At 53.9% G+C, this 16873-nt stretch carries 18 protein-coding genes; 5 read left to right on the forward strand and 13 right to left on the reverse strand.

Annotation, left to right across the window (positions count from 1 at the left end; all coding sequences use genetic code 11):
- Positions 1 to 92: 92 nt before the first annotated feature.
- Both FEM41_RS18390 and FEM41_RS18395 read right to left on the reverse strand, forming a co-directional pair.
- Positions 93 to 1211 (reverse strand): S-(hydroxymethyl)glutathione dehydrogenase/class III alcohol dehydrogenase, encoded by a 1119-nt coding sequence (locus FEM41_RS18390; protein ID WP_138097635.1) that lies wholly within the window; start codon positions 1209 to 1211, stop codon positions 93 to 95.
- Positions 1212 to 1240: 29 nt separating this feature from the next.
- Positions 1241 to 1516, reverse strand: a complete 276-nt coding sequence (locus FEM41_RS18395; protein ID WP_138097636.1) for a metal/formaldehyde-sensitive transcriptional repressor — start codon at positions 1514 to 1516, stop codon at positions 1241 to 1243.
- A gap of 384 nt (positions 1517 to 1900) precedes the next feature.
- On the opposite strand from FEM41_RS18395, the gene FEM41_RS18400 reads away from it, so the two are divergent.
- The 3 genes from FEM41_RS18400 (at position 1901) to FEM41_RS18410 (ending at position 4266) form a co-directional block, all read left to right on the forward strand.
- Positions 1901 to 2158 (forward strand): YjhX family toxin, encoded by a 258-nt coding sequence (locus FEM41_RS18400; RefSeq protein WP_138097637.1) that lies wholly within the window; start codon positions 1901 to 1903, stop codon positions 2156 to 2158.
- A 10-nt stretch (positions 2159 to 2168) separates the two neighbouring features.
- Complete coding sequence (locus FEM41_RS18405) at positions 2169 to 2915, forward strand: SAM-dependent methyltransferase (protein ID WP_138097638.1); 747 nt, start codon at positions 2169 to 2171, stop codon at positions 2913 to 2915.
- 214 nt (positions 2916 to 3129) lie between these two features.
- A complete protein-coding gene (locus FEM41_RS18410; RefSeq protein ID WP_138097639.1) occupies positions 3130 to 4266 on the forward strand; it encodes an acyltransferase family protein in 1137 nt (378 codons plus the stop codon).
- A gap of 44 nt (positions 4267 to 4310) precedes the next feature.
- Here the strand turns inward: FEM41_RS18410 and FEM41_RS18415 are convergent, their stop codons facing one another.
- The 4 genes from FEM41_RS18415 to cybB form a co-directional block, all read right to left on the reverse strand.
- Complete coding sequence (locus tag FEM41_RS18415) at positions 4311 to 4493, reverse strand: DUF1869 domain-containing protein (RefSeq protein ID WP_138097640.1); 183 nt, start codon at positions 4491 to 4493, stop codon at positions 4311 to 4313.
- 11 nt (positions 4494 to 4504) lie between these two features.
- Complete coding sequence (locus tag FEM41_RS18420; protein ID WP_138097641.1) at positions 4505 to 4864, reverse strand: TehB family protein; 360 nt, start codon at positions 4862 to 4864, stop codon at positions 4505 to 4507.
- A 148-nt stretch (positions 4865 to 5012) separates the two neighbouring features.
- Positions 5013 to 6170, reverse strand: coding sequence for an alpha/beta hydrolase (locus FEM41_RS18425; RefSeq protein WP_138097642.1), 1158 nt, complete (start codon positions 6168 to 6170; stop codon positions 5013 to 5015).
- 159 nt (positions 6171 to 6329) lie between these two features.
- On the reverse strand, positions 6330 to 6866 hold the full coding sequence (gene cybB, locus FEM41_RS18430) for a cytochrome b561 (RefSeq protein WP_138097643.1): 537 nt from the start codon (positions 6864 to 6866) through the stop codon (positions 6330 to 6332).
- 176 nt (positions 6867 to 7042) lie between these two features.
- On the opposite strand from cybB, the gene gap reads away from it, so the two are divergent.
- Positions 7043 to 8044, forward strand: coding sequence for a type I glyceraldehyde-3-phosphate dehydrogenase (gene gap, locus FEM41_RS18435; protein ID WP_138097644.1), 1002 nt, complete (start codon positions 7043 to 7045; stop codon positions 8042 to 8044).
- A 5-nt stretch (positions 8045 to 8049) separates the two neighbouring features.
- Here the strand turns inward: gap and FEM41_RS18440 are convergent, their stop codons facing one another.
- The 7 genes from FEM41_RS18440 to FEM41_RS18470 form a co-directional block, all read right to left on the reverse strand.
- Positions 8050 to 8940 (reverse strand): pyridoxamine 5'-phosphate oxidase family protein, encoded by an 891-nt coding sequence (locus FEM41_RS18440; protein WP_168198824.1) that lies wholly within the window; start codon positions 8938 to 8940, stop codon positions 8050 to 8052.
- 73 nt (positions 8941 to 9013) lie between these two features.
- Positions 9014 to 10459 (reverse strand): aldehyde dehydrogenase, encoded by a 1446-nt coding sequence (aldA, locus tag FEM41_RS18445; protein ID WP_138097646.1) that lies wholly within the window; start codon positions 10457 to 10459, stop codon positions 9014 to 9016.
- A gap of 211 nt (positions 10460 to 10670) precedes the next feature.
- Positions 10671 to 11474: a YdcF family protein gene (locus tag FEM41_RS18450; protein ID WP_138099253.1), complete on the reverse strand. Its 804-nt coding sequence runs from the start codon at positions 11472 to 11474 to the stop codon at positions 10671 to 10673.
- Positions 11475 to 11644: 170 nt separating this feature from the next.
- The gene (locus FEM41_RS18455) at positions 11645 to 12412 is read right to left on the reverse strand and encodes a YaiO family outer membrane beta-barrel protein (protein WP_138097647.1); all 768 of its coding nucleotides are present in this window, start codon (positions 12410 to 12412) and stop codon (positions 11645 to 11647) included.
- A 22-nt stretch (positions 12413 to 12434) separates the two neighbouring features.
- A complete protein-coding gene (locus FEM41_RS18460) occupies positions 12435 to 13103 on the reverse strand; it encodes an LbetaH domain-containing protein (protein ID WP_138097648.1) in 669 nt (222 codons plus the stop codon).
- Positions 13021 to 14163 (reverse strand): glycosyltransferase family 2 protein, encoded by a 1143-nt coding sequence (locus FEM41_RS18465; RefSeq protein ID WP_138097649.1) that lies wholly within the window; start codon positions 14161 to 14163, stop codon positions 13021 to 13023. Before FEM41_RS18465 ends, FEM41_RS18460 begins: the two co-directional genes overlap by 83 nt.
- Positions 14160 to 14795: a PIG-L deacetylase family protein gene (locus FEM41_RS18470; protein WP_138097650.1), complete on the reverse strand. Its 636-nt coding sequence runs from the start codon at positions 14793 to 14795 to the stop codon at positions 14160 to 14162. The genes FEM41_RS18465 and FEM41_RS18470 overlap by 4 nt, the downstream gene beginning before the upstream one ends.
- 736 nt (positions 14796 to 15531) lie before the next feature.
- On the opposite strand from FEM41_RS18470, the gene FEM41_RS18475 reads away from it, so the two are divergent.
- Entirely contained in the window at positions 15532 to 16851 is a 1320-nt protein-coding gene (locus FEM41_RS18475) for an MFS transporter (RefSeq protein ID WP_138097651.1), read from the forward strand.
- Positions 16852 to 16873 lie beyond the last annotated feature (22 nt).

The raw sequence follows: 16873 nt of genomic DNA on the forward strand, positions 1-16873 counted from the left end.
ATGGCTTTATGCAGCGCAAGGCAATGGTAACGTAATGAAACTAAAGATGAATAAGGCCGGTGACGGGCATCACCGGCCGGAAGGGAACGGGCTTATTCGTCGCCGAAGTGGATGACGGTACGAATCGATTTGCCTTCGTGCATCAGATCGAATGCTTCGTTGATCTTCGAGAGCGGCAGACGATGAGTAATAAAGGGATCGAGGCGGATTTTGCCCACCATGGCGTCTTCAACCATACCCGGTAGCTGAGTGCGCCCTTTTACGCCGCCAAAGGCGGAACCGCGCCATACGCGCCCGGTGACCAACTGGAACGGACGGGTACGAATCTCCTGCCCGGCACCGGCCACGCCGATAATCACGCTTTCGCCCCAGCCTTTATGGCAGCATTCCAGCGCGGCGCGCATCACATCCACATTGCCGATACACTCGAAGCTGAAGTCGACGCCGCCGTCGGTCATCTCGACAATCACTTCCTGAATGGGACGCTCGTGATCCTTCGGATTCACCACGTCGGTGGCGCCCATCTCCAGTGCCAGTTTGAACTTCTCGGGGTTGGTGTCGATGGCGATAATCCGCCCGGCTTTCGCCTGTACCGCCCCCTGGATTGCCGCAAGGCCAATACCGCCCAGCCCGAAGATCGCCACGCTGTCGCCCTCTTTCACCTTCGCGGTATTGTGGACCGCGCCGATGCCGGTGGTGACGCCGCAGCCCAGCAGACAGACTTTGTCCAGCGGCGCCTGCGGGTTTACTTTCGCCAGCGAAATTTCGGCTACCACGGTGTACTCGCTAAAAGTACTGGTGCCCATGTAGTGATAGATGGGTTCGCCGTTGTAGGAAAAACGGGTGGTGCCGTCCGGCATCAGTCCTTTGCCCTGGGTGGCGCGCACCGCCTGACAGAGGTTGGTTTTGCCCGACTTACAGAATTTGCACTCGCCGCACTCTGCGGTGTAAAGCGGAATAACGTGATCGCCCGGCTTCACGCTGGTGACGCCCTCGCCCACTTCTACCACAATACCGCCGCCTTCGTGGCCCAGTACCGCCGGAAAGACGCCTTCGGGATCGTCGCCGGAGAGGGTGAATGCATCGGTATGGCATACGCCGGTGTGGGTAATTTTAACCAGCACTTCGCCCTTCTTCGGCGGCGCTACGTCAATCTCGACAATTTCCAGCGGTTTGCCCGGGCCGAACGCAACGGCTGCACGTGATTTCATAGTCTCCCTTCCCCTGTTTGGTTGGTGATTTATTTCAGATAGGCGCGGATAAGATGGCCGATTTCCGCCATCTGCGCCCCTCGCTGTTCCGGCGTGGTGTCGCCGCTGACCAGCTCGTCTTTCAGGTGGATCTCCAGCATCTCGCCCATCAGGCCATTGGCCGCACCGCGTACTGCGGCTATCTGCTGGAGCATAGCAGAGCAAGGCTCTCCCCCTTCCAGCGCTCGCTCCAGGGCTTCGACCTGCCCACGGATGCGCCGCACCCGGGTGAGGATCCGTTTTTTGTCTTCAGGTAAGTGTGGCATATCCGCCCTCCAGATACTATAGGGGGGTATAGTAATTCATCTGACTATGCGTTGTAAAACGTAAGCCCTGATGAGTTATAGACTTAAAATACGCTCTTGCCTCATTCAGCATAGCCCCGATATTTGGCGATCATTTATTGCGATATGCATCCGTCTACCTTGCCCCTCCCCCTTAAGCCCCTTCCCACGGCCAGGCAATATGCTATGATTCGCCCGCTATATCCTTTCAACTCATACCGAGGCTTCGATGCTGGAGAATGTCATCATCTGATAATCAGCGTTCAGACCTTTTAAGGTCCGACTGATTATCAATGCGCCGAAATCGTACGCGAACGCCGCCAGGCGTTGGCTCGTTTTGCTCATGATGATGAACAGGTTTTCAGTATGAATTTATCCCGTCAGGAACAACGTACCTTACACGTTCTCGCTAAAGGTGGACGTATCGCACACGTCCGCGATTCATCTGGTCGTATCACTTCCGTGGAATGCTACAGCCGCGAAGGACTGTTGCTGAGCGACTGCACGCTCGCCGTCTTTAAAAAGCTTAAAGCCAAAAAACTGATCAAGTCCGTTAATGGACAGCCCTACCGCATTAATACCACTGGCCTGAACAATGTTCGCGCTCAGGCCGATAACCGTTAAGGAGAAGGTGATGGATATCCCACGTATCTTCAACATTACCGAAAGCGCCCACCGCATTCATAATCCGTTCACGCCTGAAAAATTCGCGACGCTTGGCGCGGCATTGCGCATGACGCCGGGCACCCGAATTCTGGATCTTGCCAGCGGTTCGGGCGAGATGCTCTGCACCTGGGCGCGCGATTATGGCATTACCGGCACTGGCGTCGATATGAGCCAGTTGTTCAATCAGCAGGCGCAACAGCGCGCTCAGGAGCTAAAGGTTGCCGATCGCGTGACCTTTATTCATGGCGATGCCGCCGGTTACGTTGCCGATGAAAAGTGCGGCGTGGCCGCCTGCGTTGGTGCTACCTGGATCGGCGGCGGCGTAGCCGGAACCCTTGAGCTGTTGAACCAGAGCCTTGTGCCCGGCGGCATTCTGCTTATCGGCGAGCCATACTGGCGCAAGGAGCCGGAAACGGAAGCCGTCGCGCAGCACTGTTTTGCCAGCAGCGTTTCTGATTTCCTGACGCTACCCGGGCTGGTCGCCTCGTTTGGTGAACTCGGCTACGACGTGGTGGAGATGGTACTGGCGGATCGGGAAGGCTGGGACAGTTACGAGGCCGCCAAATGGCTGACTATGCGGCGCTGGCTGGAAGCGAATCCTGGCGATGAACTGGCAGTGGAAATTCGCGAAACCCTGAATACGGCGCCAGTGCGCCATGTCACCTGGGTTCGTGAATATCTGGGCTGGGGCGTATTCGCCCTGATGGCACGTTAATAATATCCATTACGGGCGCTACCGGCGCCCGTATATTATTCACTGTGAACAATCATCACTCAATAAATAACACTGCCATTTCTTTATGTAACATCCCCTTTCTGCCTGCTGACAAAATCTGACGTAAATTATCGGACCCCACCTGGTTATTCCTTAAATACACTCATTACAATGGTGATGTGTTTTTTCATTCATAAAAGCAGCAGAGAGTTAAATGCAGAAACTCAACTCTTTACAGGCATTACGCGGTTTGGCAGCACTGTTTGTGGTGATATTTCACTACCATTTTCGGCTCGGCGGCCCCGATGAGCATGCCCTTGAATACTGGCACTCCATTTTTGGCTGGAGCTTTATTGGGGTGGATATCTTTTTTGTGATTAGCGGTTTTATTATGGTCTATACCACCCGCCAGCACAGCCCCGGAATAGTCACGTCCGGAAAATTTCTGCTCAACCGGATGATAAGAATTCTCCCTCTTTATTATCTGTTGCTGTTTTTCGCTTTTTTATTAAATGGCGCGTTCTATCTTCTGGATAATGAAGAGAGTGCCCGTAACCTGATTAGCGCCCTCACCTTTACCGTAAGCACCATCGCGGCGTCGCCGCAATATATCGATCTGGAACAGATGTATAACGTGCGCTGGACGCTTAACTACGAACTCTATTTTTATCTGGTTTTCGCACTTTGCCTGCTGTTCCGCCAGCGCATTCTGCCGCTGCTCGCCTGGGCCGCCGCGGCGGTGTTTATAATCCCGGCACTGTTCGGCAATGCGCCAACGCTGAATATTCACGGTTATCAGGTGGAACACGCGCTATGGGGGTTTTTATCTAACCCGGTGATTCTCGATTTTGTCGTCGGTGCACTGGCAGGCGGGCTCTATGTGAAACTGGAAAAGGCGGCACGCCAGCGCTGGTTGCAGCAACTGGCCCTGGGCCTGGCGCTGGTGATGGTTTTCGCCATCGTCATGGGGCTGTATACGCAGCATCTGTACCTGCTCAGCCTGAGGCTGGGAGTCGCTATTGGTATCACGATACTGCTGCTGAGCATCGCCGAGCCTGTGTTACATAACTATATTCCGCGCATTGCGCTCTATGCCGGAAATATCTCGTTCTCGCTCTATCTGTGCCACAATACCGTCAACTATTTCGTCTTTGACCATCTGGGCGATAAAGCCACATCGATGCCCGCTATTCTGGGGCTGATTGCGCTATCTATCACGCTGTCCCTCGCCCTTTCTCACTGCACCTGGAAATATATTGAAGTTGGATTAACCCGATGGCTGAAGGCGAAGCTACTGGCACCTTCCACTACATGGCATCAGGGGCAGGTAACCAGCGAACGCACTGGCTGAAACGCAAAGCGCCCGGCACTGTTGTTGCCGGGCGCAGCCAGAAACTACCAGCCGCAAACGTCGGTCTCTTCTTCGGTATCGTAGCCGCGGACGGTATTCACCAGGTCTTTAATCACCTGCGCACCTACATCCGGTATCAGCAGGCTGGCGGGCGCTTCTGTTTCATAATCGACCGAAACGCCATTGCTGTTATTGGTGACAGTTACCGTGTAAGTTGCCTTGCCCATAACGATTTACCTTATTTCTGAGTTTTTACTACCTGGCGCAAACCAGACCCTTTCAGCAACACTTCAGGCGCCACAAAAAAATCGATGTTGAAATAGGTGTCATCGGTCAGAATTTCAATATGGTGCCATTTTTCTGGTGGGAACACGCCAAAATGACCGGCTTCAATCACCATTTCACTATCCGGCTCGGGGCATTCCCCATCGGCGAAACCATAATATTTCACCGCGCCCCGCATCACCGACAAACGCGGATAAACGCCCTGTTGAGTGCCATGATCAAGGTGGCGCTTAAACAGACCAGCCGGTGCGTTATCTTTATTCCAGAATGGCGTGGAGCGTGTATGAATACAGTCCTGCGGAATAAGCAGCATAACTTTCTTCCTCGTTTACGTCAGACGATGCTGTCTTAGCCGTTATTTCACCACGTTCAGGATGAGGCTTTGTTTCGAAAGATGCTTTTTAAATGCACCTTAATAGGTATTGACGCGGGCACCGGCCACCGCCGATGCCCACTAAGGGTTATTTCAGATGCTTCAGAACGAACGGTACTGAATCGCGCAGGGAGGGATTCACGGTTCCGCTGTGGTCCAGACCCGGGTATTCGTGCACTTCTACCATAGTACCCGCCAGCCGAACCGCATGGGCGAAACGCTGCTGCATGACGGTGGGCACATTAATATCGGCACCGCCAATCCCGATAAACACCGGACTGTCGATACTCAGCGTCGGGTAATGCATCGCTTCAGTACTGGCTTCCAGCAACGACTGGATCCCCGGCTTCAGGCTGTTCGCCGCATTCAGCTTTTCCTTCATCACCTTTTCGGTGAGCGGCGTAATACACAGCTTATTCGCCTCGCCCAGAACCGGTAACGCCGCTGGCTGGAAATACGTGGACGGTTTCAGTTTGGGTAGCGACTCCGCCGCCGCCAGGTAGATATAGAACACATAGGGAATTTTGGGATCGCCGACCTGCGGCGTGGCCTTATCGTTAATGCCAAATAGCTGGGCCACCGTGGTCTCAGAATCGAAATAAGGCGTGCCGGTCAGCACCGTCATCCGAATATTAAGCTCAGGCGCGTATTTCGGCTGCCAGCCCGCGCTGGCGAAAGCGGCATGCGCCCCCTGGGACTGCCCGACCAGCACCAGTTGATTACGCAGCGGGAAGTTTTTCAGTGCCGCGCGAACGCCATCGAGCACGCTCCAGGCTTCGGCCCTGGCGTTAAGGTAATGGTGTAATCCCCCGGAGCCCAGACCGGCATAGTCCGGCGCGACGATAGCGAACCCCAGCGACAGCCAGGTGTTCAGATACTGGCTATCCCTGACGGTACGCGGATTAAGCGAAGGCGCACAGTCGTTGGCAACACCAACGGTACCGTGAGCCCAGACCACCACCGGCCAGCCCCCTTTCGGCATCGGCCCCCTGGGGATAAACACCGCAGCGCTGTCCCGGCGCGGTGTTTTACCATCTACCCCGCTCACGGAAGGATAAATAAGCCGGTACTGTTCTGCAGCCTCGGTCAGGCCATGTTCCGCAGGTAAGACCGATTTTTCAACCGACGGCGGCTGAACCGCCGCCTGAGCCTCTGACTGCTGCGCCGCCTGAACCAGCGGTACACCAATTGTCAGTGCTGCAACCGGCACGGCCCAGCACAGAAGTTTTTTTACAACAGGCTTCATATTTCCCCTATGAATTATCAGACGGTGATATCCACATCATCAGCAAAAATTGTACGCCGCAAAAACGCAATGCGTGAGCAATCACCGATAAAGCGCAGCCTAATCCTGGAGGAAAGCGTAGATGATAAAACGGCGCCGGACAGCTCCGGCACCAGGCGTTTATTCGCTATCGCGGCGGCGCGGCATCATACGCAGCAGCGTATTGTCGCGCCATATATAGTGGTGAAACAGCGCGGCGGCGGCGTGAAGGGCAATCACAAAATAGCCGATGTTAGCAATTAGCTCATGAAGATCTTTCAGACTCTGGCGGCGATCCTCATTCAGGTCTGCCGCATGGGGCATGGGGATCCCCAGTACGCTCCAGGCCTCGCCTTTGTCGTACATCACCAAAAAGCCCAGCACCGGCAACGCCAGAAAAATCAGGTACAGCGCGCTGTGCCCCAGGTGTGCCAGGCCCGTCGCCCAGGCCGCTGGTTTCGGCACAATCGGCGGTGTGGGCCGCGTGGCACGCAGCACCAGCCGTGCCACCATCAGAATCAGCACCATCAGTCCGCTGGCAAAATGAAACGCTTTAAACACCGGACGATACTCACGCGGCGCCAGGCCGCGAAACTCCATGGCGCAATAAGCGATGGCAATCAGCAGCAGCACCAGCCAGTGCAGGCCAATCTGCAGTGAGGAGAATTTACCTTGCATAACCCATCCTTTTTCCTGAATTCCGACCTAAGAATAAACTTCAGAGACGGGCTTCACATTAAGTTTCTCGGGCAATCAGCGAGTTAATTGATCCCGCACCCCCTGCGTTTGCGGCATGCCATCACCTGAACTATCACTTAGTGAGTTTAAACAACCTTCCCGCAAAGGAGTCCCTGATGAGTAAGATTGCCATTAACGGGTTTGGGCGCATCGGGCGTCTGGTGCTGCGTCGGCTGCTTGAAGTGCCGGGGGACCGGCAGGTTATCGCGATTAACGATCTGACCTCCCCCGAAGTCCTTGCCTATCTGTTGAAGCACGACTCTAACTATGGCCATTTCCCGTGGTCCGTTGACTACAGCGACGACGCCCTGATTGTCGATGGCACAAAGATCGCCGTATTTGCCGTCAAAGAGGCGGAAAAACTGCCCTGGGGGGAGCTTGGGGTAGATATCGTGGTGGAGAGCACCGGCTTTTATACCTCAGCCGATAAAGCCCGGGCCCATCTGGATGCCGGAGCGAAGAAGGTGCTGATCTCCGCCCCTGCCGGTGATATGAAAACCGTGGTGTTTAACGTCAACGACGACACCATGGACGCCAGCGATAAGCTGCTTTCGGTAGCGTCGTGCACCACCAACTGCCTGGCGCCGATGGCGAAAGCCCTGAACGACAGTTTTGGTATCAAACTGGGCACTATGACCACCATTCATGCCTATACCGGCACCCAGGCGCTGGTGGACGGACCGCGCGGCAAGAATCTGCGCGCTTCGCGGGCCGCGGCTGAAAATATCATTCCGCACACGACCGGTGCGGCTAAGGCTATCGGGCTGGTGATACCGGCCCTGAGCGGTAAACTTAAGGGTCACGCCCAGCGGGTGCCGGTAAAAACCGGTTCGGTCACCGAACTGGTCTCGATTCTGGATAAAAAAGTCACCGTGGATGAAATAAACGCCGCACTGAAAAAGGCGACCGAAAATAATGACGCCTTCGGTTATACCGATGAAGAGCTGGTGTCCGGCGATATTATTGGCAGCCACTTCGGTTCAGTGTTCGACGCGACCCAGACCGAAGTAACGGAAACCGACGAACTGCAACTGGTGAAAACCGTCGCCTGGTACGATAACGAATATGGTTTTGTGACCCAACTGGTGAGGGTGCTGGATAAGTACGCCCGCCTGTAGCGGCGTTACTCCACGGCGCGATTAAACGGCGACGCCTGGGGCTCAGACCAGCTCAGGCGTGCCGGAAGCGTGCGCCACAGCCACTCCCGCACCTCGAATTCCCAGAAATTCTGGTCCAGATTCAGGGTCACATCGCCGGTCAGTTGCAACAGCCGGGAGTGGCTGAAATCCGGAATGCAGATCCCTCCTTTGGGGTTTAACATGAAGTTGCCCAGGGTATTAAACAGGTTATTGCCGGGATAGTCGGGGATCCGCAGTCGATTCCCCTGCTCCACCCGAACAAAGCCCGGCGCGCCGCCGCGGTGCGAAACATCACAGCCGCTTTCCGGCCAGTCAGAGGCCACAAACAGCGTGTCGCAGCCGTGGATAAACGCCCGTAGTTCATCGTTCAACCCTTTACCGCGCTGTGGGGATTCATCGGGTTCCGCCAGGCTGGCATGCACCACCCGCCGCTGCTGAATATATTTCGGGCAATTACCATAGGCTTCGCAGACAAACAGCTCCAGATCGCCGCGGGTCAGGCTGTTAAGGCGCCCGTTGACCCGCAATCGCTGGCGGCTGTTAAGATCGATAAACAGCAGTCCCAGCCGCGGGTTATGGCTCAGGTTCTGCCATAGCGGATCCGCAGGATCGCGCTGCGCTTGCGGTAATGTCAGATTGAGATACTGAGGATGACCGGCATCGGCAAAGCCCGGCGGTCCTACCAGCAGCGAAGCCCAGGGATAGCCATCGCTATCCACGCTGCCCACCAGCACCATAAACATATGGCCCACGTAAGCCTGAGCCTGACCGTAAATCCCGTCTTGAAGGGTAGCGCCATGGCGTGTCGCAGCCCTGTCACTCAGCTTCTGCGCCCGCACCGCCTGTTCGCCAGGATGAAATGTGGTGTCGCCCATCGCCCTGTCTCCGCCCGCCTTTTTATAAAGGTAGCAGAGTGACGCTCCCCCGGCGCGCCGGGGGAGCGATGGGTTAGTCGTGCTGCTGCAGGTAAACCACCTGGGTTTGCAGATACTCATGCAGACCGTGTTTACCGTCGGCGCCGCCAATGCCGGACTTACGCCAGCCCGCGTGGAAGCCCTGCATCGCCTCGAAGTTTTCGCGGTTGATATAGGTTTCGCCAAACTGCAGACGCTTAATGGCCTTCATGGCGGTATTCAGATCCCGGGTGTAGATCGATGACGTCAGGCCGTAATCGCTGTCGTTAGCCATGGCGATGGCCTGCTCCAAGGTATCGAAGGTCGCCACCGGCAGCACCGGGCCGAAGGTCTCTTCGTGCATGATATCCATGGACTGTTCAACGTCCACCAGCAGGGTCGGCGGATAAAAATAGCCTTTGCCCTGCGGCGCTTCACCGCCCAGCGCCAGACGGGCGCCCTGCTCCACGGCGCGCTGCACTTTCTGCTGCACCCGGGTCAGCGCGGCCTGGTTGATCAGCGGCCCCATTGCGATATCGTCGCGCCGGGCCGGGTCGCCAAACTGCGCCTCGCTCAGCACCTGCTGCATCCGCTCGATAAAGCGCGGATAGATCCCTTTCTGTACGTAAACGCGCTCGGCGCAGTTACACACCTGCCCGCTATTAATCACCCGCGAGTCGGCAATGGCCTTCACCGCCAGTTCCAGATCGGCATCGTCCATCACGATGGCCGGAGCTTTGCCCCCCAGTTCCAGACAGACTTTGGTAATATTTTTGGCCGCCGCCGTCATGATCTTCTCGCCCGCCGCCACGCTGCCGGTCATACTGACCATCGCCACCTTCGGGTTGCCCGCCAGCTCCTGGCCCACGGTTTCGCCACGCCCCAGCACCATGCTGAACACGCCGCGCGGCAGGCCGACCTGGTGGACGATCTCGGCAAAAATGATGGCGTTGCCCGGGGTAAATTCGCTGGGTTTCACCACGATGGTGTTGCCGGTAATCAGCGCCGGCGCCAGTTTGCGGGCGATCAGAAAGAACGGGAAGTTCCACGGTAGAATACCGGTGGTTGCCCCCAGCGCCCGCTTAAAGACTAGGATATTTTCCCCGGGACGGTCGCTCTGTACAATCTCCCCTTCATAACGACGCGCCCACTCGGCCATATACTCCATATAGTCAGCGGTAAAGGCGACTTCAACGGCGGCGAGCTGCTGCGTTTTGCCCCCTTCCGCCACAATCACCCGGGCGATCTCGTCGCCCCGTTCACGAATACCCGCCGCGATTTTGCGCAACCAGCCTGCGCGCTCAATGGCAGGTAGCGCTTCCCATTCCGGCTGGGCCCGTTCAGCGGCCTCAATGGCGCGCCGGGCATCTTCAGCCGTGCCATCGGGAATACGGGCGATAATCTCTTCAGTCGATGGGTTAATTACATCCATCCAGTCACTGCTCTGACCATTCTGGAATTCGCCATCGATATACATTTGATAAGTAACGGGTTCAGTCATCGCCTCTCTCCTGGGTGAGGTATAAACGTTAACAAAGGATAAGGTGAATTTATTGTTAAATAACTTAAAGATTCAGGTGAATAAATGGCAGAGCAGAAGAGAAATTTGTGACCATCATCGAATAAAATGTCGCGATGTGCCGGGGATAGCGTCGCGGAGGTTGCGCAGAGATGACCGTTTGCGCCAGAAGCAGCCCAAACGGTCATTGCCGTTATAACATTGAACGCTGACGCAGCAGGCCGGTCAGACGGCTATCGTCAATCATTGCCTGCCAGGCAGCCTCCACCTGGAGCGGAATATCGACGTGTTCGATAAAGTCGCGGCCGTTAGGGCCATAGCCCTGTTCGTCATCACGCAGGCGCGGGATCTCCCCCAGCAACAGTGCCAGATAGCGTTCCGGCAACCACAGCCCGTCGCTGTTGCCGGCGTAGCTCAGACTGCGCTTACCGTTCACCACTTCGGGTACAAAGCCGGGGTAACCTATCCAGCGCGGCGCCATAGCCTCGCCGCGCCAGACCCGGGCAAAGGTCGCCAGGGTACGCCGCATCATAGTCGGATCCTGAATCACTATCGCACTGGTCGGGGTAATGCCGCTTTGCGCCATCAGTTCCCGTGTGCACTGCGCATTTTCGCCGCAGTTGGTGGATCGGGTCTCGGTATGCAGCCGCTCTTGCGGCACGTTCCAGAATTCCCGGGCAATATCCGCGAGAATCGCCGCTTCCGAACGTCCGGTGGTGGGAATGGTGTTATAGCGGGGATGCTGAGCAATCGCCGAATAGAGGAACGTGGTCGAATGGCCGATGCCGCCGCTTATCACCAGCGGCAGGGAGCTTCCGGCGGCCAGCCGACAGGCGGCGTCAATCGTTGGAATCGCCGCATTGCCCGCCAGGATAATCGCCCCAGCCCTCCCGACATTCGGTTCAGCGCTATAGTCATCCTGCGCCAGCCAGCGACCCAGAGTGTTGACCGCGTTCAGCGTTTCCCCATCAAGCGTGGGAAAGGTCGTTATCATTATCATCACTCCTTACGTAAAACCAGCGGCCATGGTAACGCCTGACATAGCGGCATTCGCAGAGATGAATCCTAAACCGCAGGTAAATTTTTGACGGCTTGCGCACAGAATTCCCATCAGGTTGAAATAACCAGAAACATCTACGTCTGTACAGCCAACAACGTGGTCCACGGCTACCACTGAAAGATCATTCCCCCCTCGACAAAGGTCCCCTGATAATCGCGCAACGGCGTGTTGTACCACTGTCGCCCGGCTACCAAAGTAAGTGCAATATCTTTGGTTAACGGCTGGAAGCGCTTCAGACTGACGCTATGCATTTTTCCGCTCTGGCTATCCGGGCGCCAGTCGTAGGCATAACGTGCTGTACCGCTTCCCAACCATAGCTGAGTGTATCCCTGACCTGCGCTATCTTTCACTCTCAGGGAGAGCAGATGGCTGTAGCTATTTCCCGCATCCGATGACGCATAATGCGTGTAACGATAAGTTGCGATTGCTGCTCCCAGATACAATGCTCCGCCAGCAGACCAACTGTTTACCCGGTTATCTCCATAATAGCTGGCATGCCGTCCCCCCACGGTAAATACCGTTCTTTTAATCAGCTTAAAATTAAAATCATTAAAAACTTCGCGTCTGACAAATACCGGGCTATGAGTGGACCACGATAACCCGGAGCGGGTTGAAAGGGTCGGGTTCCAGTTATAATAGAGCGTTCCCCGGGCACGGGTTCCCGAATAGGATTCATTGCTGTAAACCCGTTTACCGGACGCTGCGTTCAAAACCAGTGCGCCCTTTTCCAGTTTTTGATTCATTTCCGCATAGGATATTTTTTTATTCCCATACCCACGACTGTAATCGGTGTACCCATAACCGGCAGAAAAACTGCCGGCTGCATGGGCCGGTATGACGACTATTATCAGAGTCAAAGCAAGCGTTGTTCTCATTACGTTTCCCTAATTGTTATTATCATTTAGCCAGCAGAGTCTGCCTGAGAAAATATCGCCCGGAGGGTAAGTTACGCTCAACAATAATACGTGGACCTAATAGCGTATTCCGCGAAACGACCCTACCGGGTAAGATGATCACCTGAATACCCAGTGCCGACTCGGCGCCAATAAAACAGCCCAGCTTTTCTCTTCCGGTATCAATAAATTTGTCGTTCATCAAGACCTGAACGCATTGTCCATCCAATCGATGATTACTGGTTCTTACCTGAGCGCCGAGGTAAGCATCCCGCTCGATAATGCTATCGGCAATAAAACACTGGGGCCCGATGGTGACCCGCTCCTCAATGATTGCCCCTTTAATTTCTGTGGCAAAGCCAATCTTTACTCTGTCGCCAATAAGGGTATTACCACGAATAAATGCGCCATTGCCAATCAGGCAGTTTTTACCAATACTCACTGGTCCCTGAACCACCGCACCATGGCATATCTTGGTTGCGGCCCCTAAAATAACCGGGCCCTGGGATTGATCGATGAGCGCGCCCGGCGAAATATCACATAAATCATGATAATGAGGTATCCCCTCAACAAACTCCGGGGGAGTGAAATCAAGCCGTTTCCACCACTGGTTTATATCGGGTCGGTTTATCTCGCCTGGGTTCTCTGCCGGTAAAAAAGCCAATCGTTCCATATAATATCCATATCAAATAAGAGAGTAGAACATAGAATACTGATAGCGGTGCTAAAACAACTAATAGCGGAGATCGATGCCAGTATGCGCTGAATGCACCAATGCAGCAGACAATACCGATCCAGACTATCGGGAATAATATATATAGCGTCTCCAGATATTCTCCAGAGAAAAGTAGTGCGCCGATCATGATACAATAAATCGCCACACCGTATATAACGACCAGTACCATAGGAATAATACTGAACAACCCATACCGGCTGAATAACAGTCGGCTGTGCAGACGCATGCAGACAGCATAACCGACAATCCATCTGCGCCAGCGTCGCCATTCTTCGCGGATCGTGCTGCATTCCTGTGGGTAGACAATACAGCGGTTGCACTGCCGAATGCGGAATCCGTTCGCAATCAGCGTCCAGGTGAGATCCAGATCCTCCACGCGGGTTCGATCTGAAAAACCATGCCTGAGTAATATTTCCCTGCGAAACATACCGCAGGCACCGCTTATAATAAAGGGAGCACCTCCCAGGAACTGCTGGAGGGTTCTTTTCATAATAATCATCGGCATTTTTACCGTCGCCCGAATATGCGGCAGGAACTTACCGTAGCGTAGATCGGACGATGGAATCCCCCCAACAGCATCGGCGCCATTCTCTATTTCTGCCAGCATATAGCCCAACCCATTATCCTGTGGAACGCGGGTATCGGCATCCGTCAGAAAAACATACTGCGCCGATGAGCGTTTAATTCCCTTCATCAGAGCGCCGCCTTTGCCTGTATTGCTTTGATGAATAACGATAAGACGTTCTCCCCACTTCTTTTGCAATTGCTCAAGAACTTGCGGCGTCTCATCTGTTGACCCGTCATCAACACAGATCACTTGATTGATATAATGGTTACCCAACAAATTATTTAAACTGCTTTCCAGGCAAGGTCCCTCATTAAAGGCAGGAACTATAGCATCTACCGAAGCCAGTTGTTCGCTTGGCTTTCTGCGTAAACAGAGTAATATGTAAATAAGCATCGAAATGCACATTAATACGAATATTGTTGTCTTCACGCCTGCAACACCATTTTATGAATAAAAAAAGCTTCAGCATACTGATAATTTCCGGCCATTCGCCCACGAAACTGAGCCATAACTCTAATTTGTTCTGGTTGCATATAGGGACGATGGCTTTGACTGGTATGCAACTGAAGCGCCATAATTTTTCTTTCAAGGCAACTTTCATTGATTATTGAATAAACCTGAGGCACGGCATACTCCAGAGAGCTTGGCACTTCATAACAAAAAATATCATGCGCCCCACGACATGCCACGATCGAAGCATAATATACAGCCCGGTGATCTTGATGACGATCATCCTTCTGCATGGTGTAAACACGGTGTAATTCTCCAGAGGGGGTAATATCTTTAACGATAATGTTTTCAATAGCCAGTATTATTTTATCCAGAAAAAAATCAAGTCGGGTATCGTCAAAATCAAGACAGAAAATACGGCGACATCCTAATAGGCTTAGCGCTGAACAGGTTTCTACCATCCTGGTCTCTTCGCCGCCAGACATCCCCCGAGATAATACAACTGAAACCACCCTATTTCCGTTATCGATCTCTTTTATCATAGTCGCCCCACACCCCAACTCGATATCATCCGGATGGGCACCAATAAATAAAACATTTTTTCCTGACATTAGACGCTCGCTAAAAATCCTCTGAACATCAGATAAACTGATAGAGAATGCTTTAATTTATATACCATCCACGGCACCACTATCCTGTAAATAGTCGAGTGCGCTGGTTGCCTGATACTCTAAAGAAAACTCCAAAAATAAATATGGTGAAAGTCCTAAAAATGGCTCAATAAATATCATTCAGAAATGAATGACAGATTAATAAGATGAAAAGGAATAGTTCCGATAAATGCCAGAAATAATAAAAAACAAAACAATATCATGGTCTTTACATCAACTTCAGGAATCCGGCCTTCCTTATCAGGGTTGCAAGAAGTCTCATTTTATTTATCACCGTCGCGGTATGTAGTCGGGTGCCAGCGCCAGCCTGCGTGGTCAGGATGATGGCTTTATTTAGCTTTTTACCGTCAGCGGCAGTAAATTTTTGACGGCTTGCGCACAGAATTCCCATCAGGTTGAAATAACCAGAAACATCTAAAAATTGCCCGGTTGCACCCTGATAACAGACCGGACCAGCGGCTGGTTTTTATCCTTTTATTTTACTATTCACTGAAAATACAGAATAAAACTCCATTACCAGCGCCGGTTTTTGGGGTTTCCATCAGGGTTTCCTCTTGCCAAATGTTACAGCAAACCCCAGCATTATTAACAATTTTATAACCCTCACGTCCGCAGAGGTTGCACCCGATTTGGCGATTCGGTGTTACTCGAGGAACCCAGTAGCGAGGAAAAGACCATGACAGCCCATGAAAGCAGCGCCGCTATTCTGCGCAAGAATAAGAAGGTGCTTATCGCCAGTCTGACCGGTAGCTCCATCGAGTGGTTCGACTATTTTCTGTATGGCACCGCAGCCGCGCTGGTGTTTAACAAGATTTTCTTCCCGATGGTGGACCCGGTGATTGGGCTGATGCTCTCCTGGCTCTCCTTTTCTCTGACCTTTTTTATTCGTCCCATCGGCGGCGTGCTGTTCGCCCATATCGGTGATCGCATTGGTCGTAAAAAAACCCTGGTGCTGACCCTGTCGCTGATGGGGGGCGCCACCGTGATGATCGGCCTGCTGCCCACCTATGAGAGTATCGGCATGTGGGCACCGGCACTGCTGATTCTGATGCGGGTAATCCAGGGGCTGGGCATTGGCGGTGAATGGGGCGGCGCCCTGCTGCTGGCCTATGAGTATGCGCCGGAAAAGCGTAAAGGTTTTTTTGGCAGCATTCCCCAGGCGGGAGTCACTATCGGCATGCTGATGGCGACTTTTATTGTTTCGCTGATGACGATGTTTAACGAAGAGCAGTTCCTGAGCTGGGGCTGGCGCATTCCGTTTCTGATGAGTTCGGTACTGGTGATTCTGGGGTTGTGGATCCGTAAGGACATCGACGAAACCCCGGACTTTAAGAATCTGAAACGCAGCGGTCAGGTCAGCAAGGCGCCGCTGCGGGCCACGCTGCAACACCACTGGCGCGAAGTGCTGATCGCCGCCGGACTGAAAGTGGTGGAAACCGCCCCCTTCTATATTTTTTCTACCTTTGTGGTCAGTTACGCCACCAGCACGCTGAGTTACGAAAGATCCCAGGCGCTGGAGTCGGTGACCCTGGGGGCGCTGATAGCCACCGTGATGATCCCGCTAATGGGGCTACTTTCCGACAGGATTGGCCGTAAGCGCACCTATACCATGGGCGTGGTGCTGATGGGGCTGTTTATCGTTCCCTGGTTTATGTTGCTGGATACCGGCACCACCTGGGGCATTATGCTGGCGACGGTGATTGCCTTCGGTATTCTTTGGGCACCGGTCACGGCGGTGCTGGGCACCCTGTGTTCGGAAATCTTCCACGCCAGCGTCCGTTATACCGGCATTACTCTGGGGTACCAGCTGGGCGCCGCGCTGGCTGGCGGCACCGCGCCGCTTATCGCCACAGGACTGCTGGCAAGCTCCGGCGGCGACTGGACTCCGGTAGCCTGGTATATGGCAGTGACCGTATTGATATCGCTGCTGGCAATCTTCTTCGCCACCCGCCAACGCACGCCCCGGGCGCCGGACGGTCAGACCCATCTTTCCTGATAATCAGAGGGCGTATCTGGCA

The sequence above is a fragment of the Jejubacter calystegiae genome (assembly GCF_005671395.1).
GTDB lineage: Bacteria > Pseudomonadota > Gammaproteobacteria > Enterobacterales > Enterobacteriaceae > Jejubacter > Jejubacter calystegiae.

Coding starts and splice junctions, on each gene's coding strand:
- FEM41_RS18455 (WP_138097647.1), bottom strand. CDS start 12,412: ATGAGAACAACGCTTGCTTTGACTCTGATAATAGTCGTCATACCGGCC.
- FEM41_RS18420 (WP_138097641.1), bottom strand. CDS start 4,864: ATGCTGCTTATTCCGCAGGACTGTATTCATACACGCTCCACGCCATTC.
- cybB (WP_138097643.1), bottom strand. CDS start 6,866: ATGCAAGGTAAATTCTCCTCACTGCAGATTGGCCTGCACTGGCTGGTG.
- FEM41_RS18425 (WP_138097642.1), bottom strand. CDS start 6,170: ATGAAGCCTGTTGTAAAAAAACTTCTGTGCTGGGCCGTGCCGGTTGCA.
- FEM41_RS18470 (WP_138097650.1), bottom strand. CDS start 14,795: ATGTCAGGAAAAAATGTTTTATTTATTGGTGCCCATCCGGATGATATC.
- FEM41_RS18400 (WP_138097637.1), top strand. CDS start 1,901: ATGAATTTATCCCGTCAGGAACAACGTACCTTACACGTTCTCGCTAAA.
- FEM41_RS18405 (WP_138097638.1), top strand. CDS start 2,169: ATGGATATCCCACGTATCTTCAACATTACCGAAAGCGCCCACCGCATT.
- FEM41_RS18475 (WP_138097651.1), top strand. CDS start 15,532: ATGACAGCCCATGAAAGCAGCGCCGCTATTCTGCGCAAGAATAAGAAG.
- FEM41_RS18410 (WP_138097639.1), top strand. CDS start 3,130: ATGCAGAAACTCAACTCTTTACAGGCATTACGCGGTTTGGCAGCACTG.
- gap (WP_138097644.1), top strand. CDS start 7,043: ATGAGTAAGATTGCCATTAACGGGTTTGGGCGCATCGGGCGTCTGGTG.
- FEM41_RS18390 (WP_138097635.1), bottom strand. CDS start 1,211: ATGAAATCACGTGCAGCCGTTGCGTTCGGCCCGGGCAAACCGCTGGAA.
- FEM41_RS18460 (WP_138097648.1), bottom strand. CDS start 13,103: ATGGAACGATTGGCTTTTTTACCGGCAGAGAACCCAGGCGAGATAAAC.
- FEM41_RS18415 (WP_138097640.1), bottom strand. CDS start 4,493: ATGGGCAAGGCAACTTACACGGTAACTGTCACCAATAACAGCAATGGC.
- FEM41_RS18440 (WP_168198824.1), bottom strand. CDS start 8,940: ATGGGCGACACCACATTTCATCCTGGCGAACAGGCGGTGCGGGCGCAG.
- aldA (WP_138097646.1), bottom strand. CDS start 10,459: ATGACTGAACCCGTTACTTATCAAATGTATATCGATGGCGAATTCCAG.
- FEM41_RS18395 (WP_138097636.1), bottom strand. CDS start 1,516: ATGCCACACTTACCTGAAGACAAAAAACGGATCCTCACCCGGGTGCGG.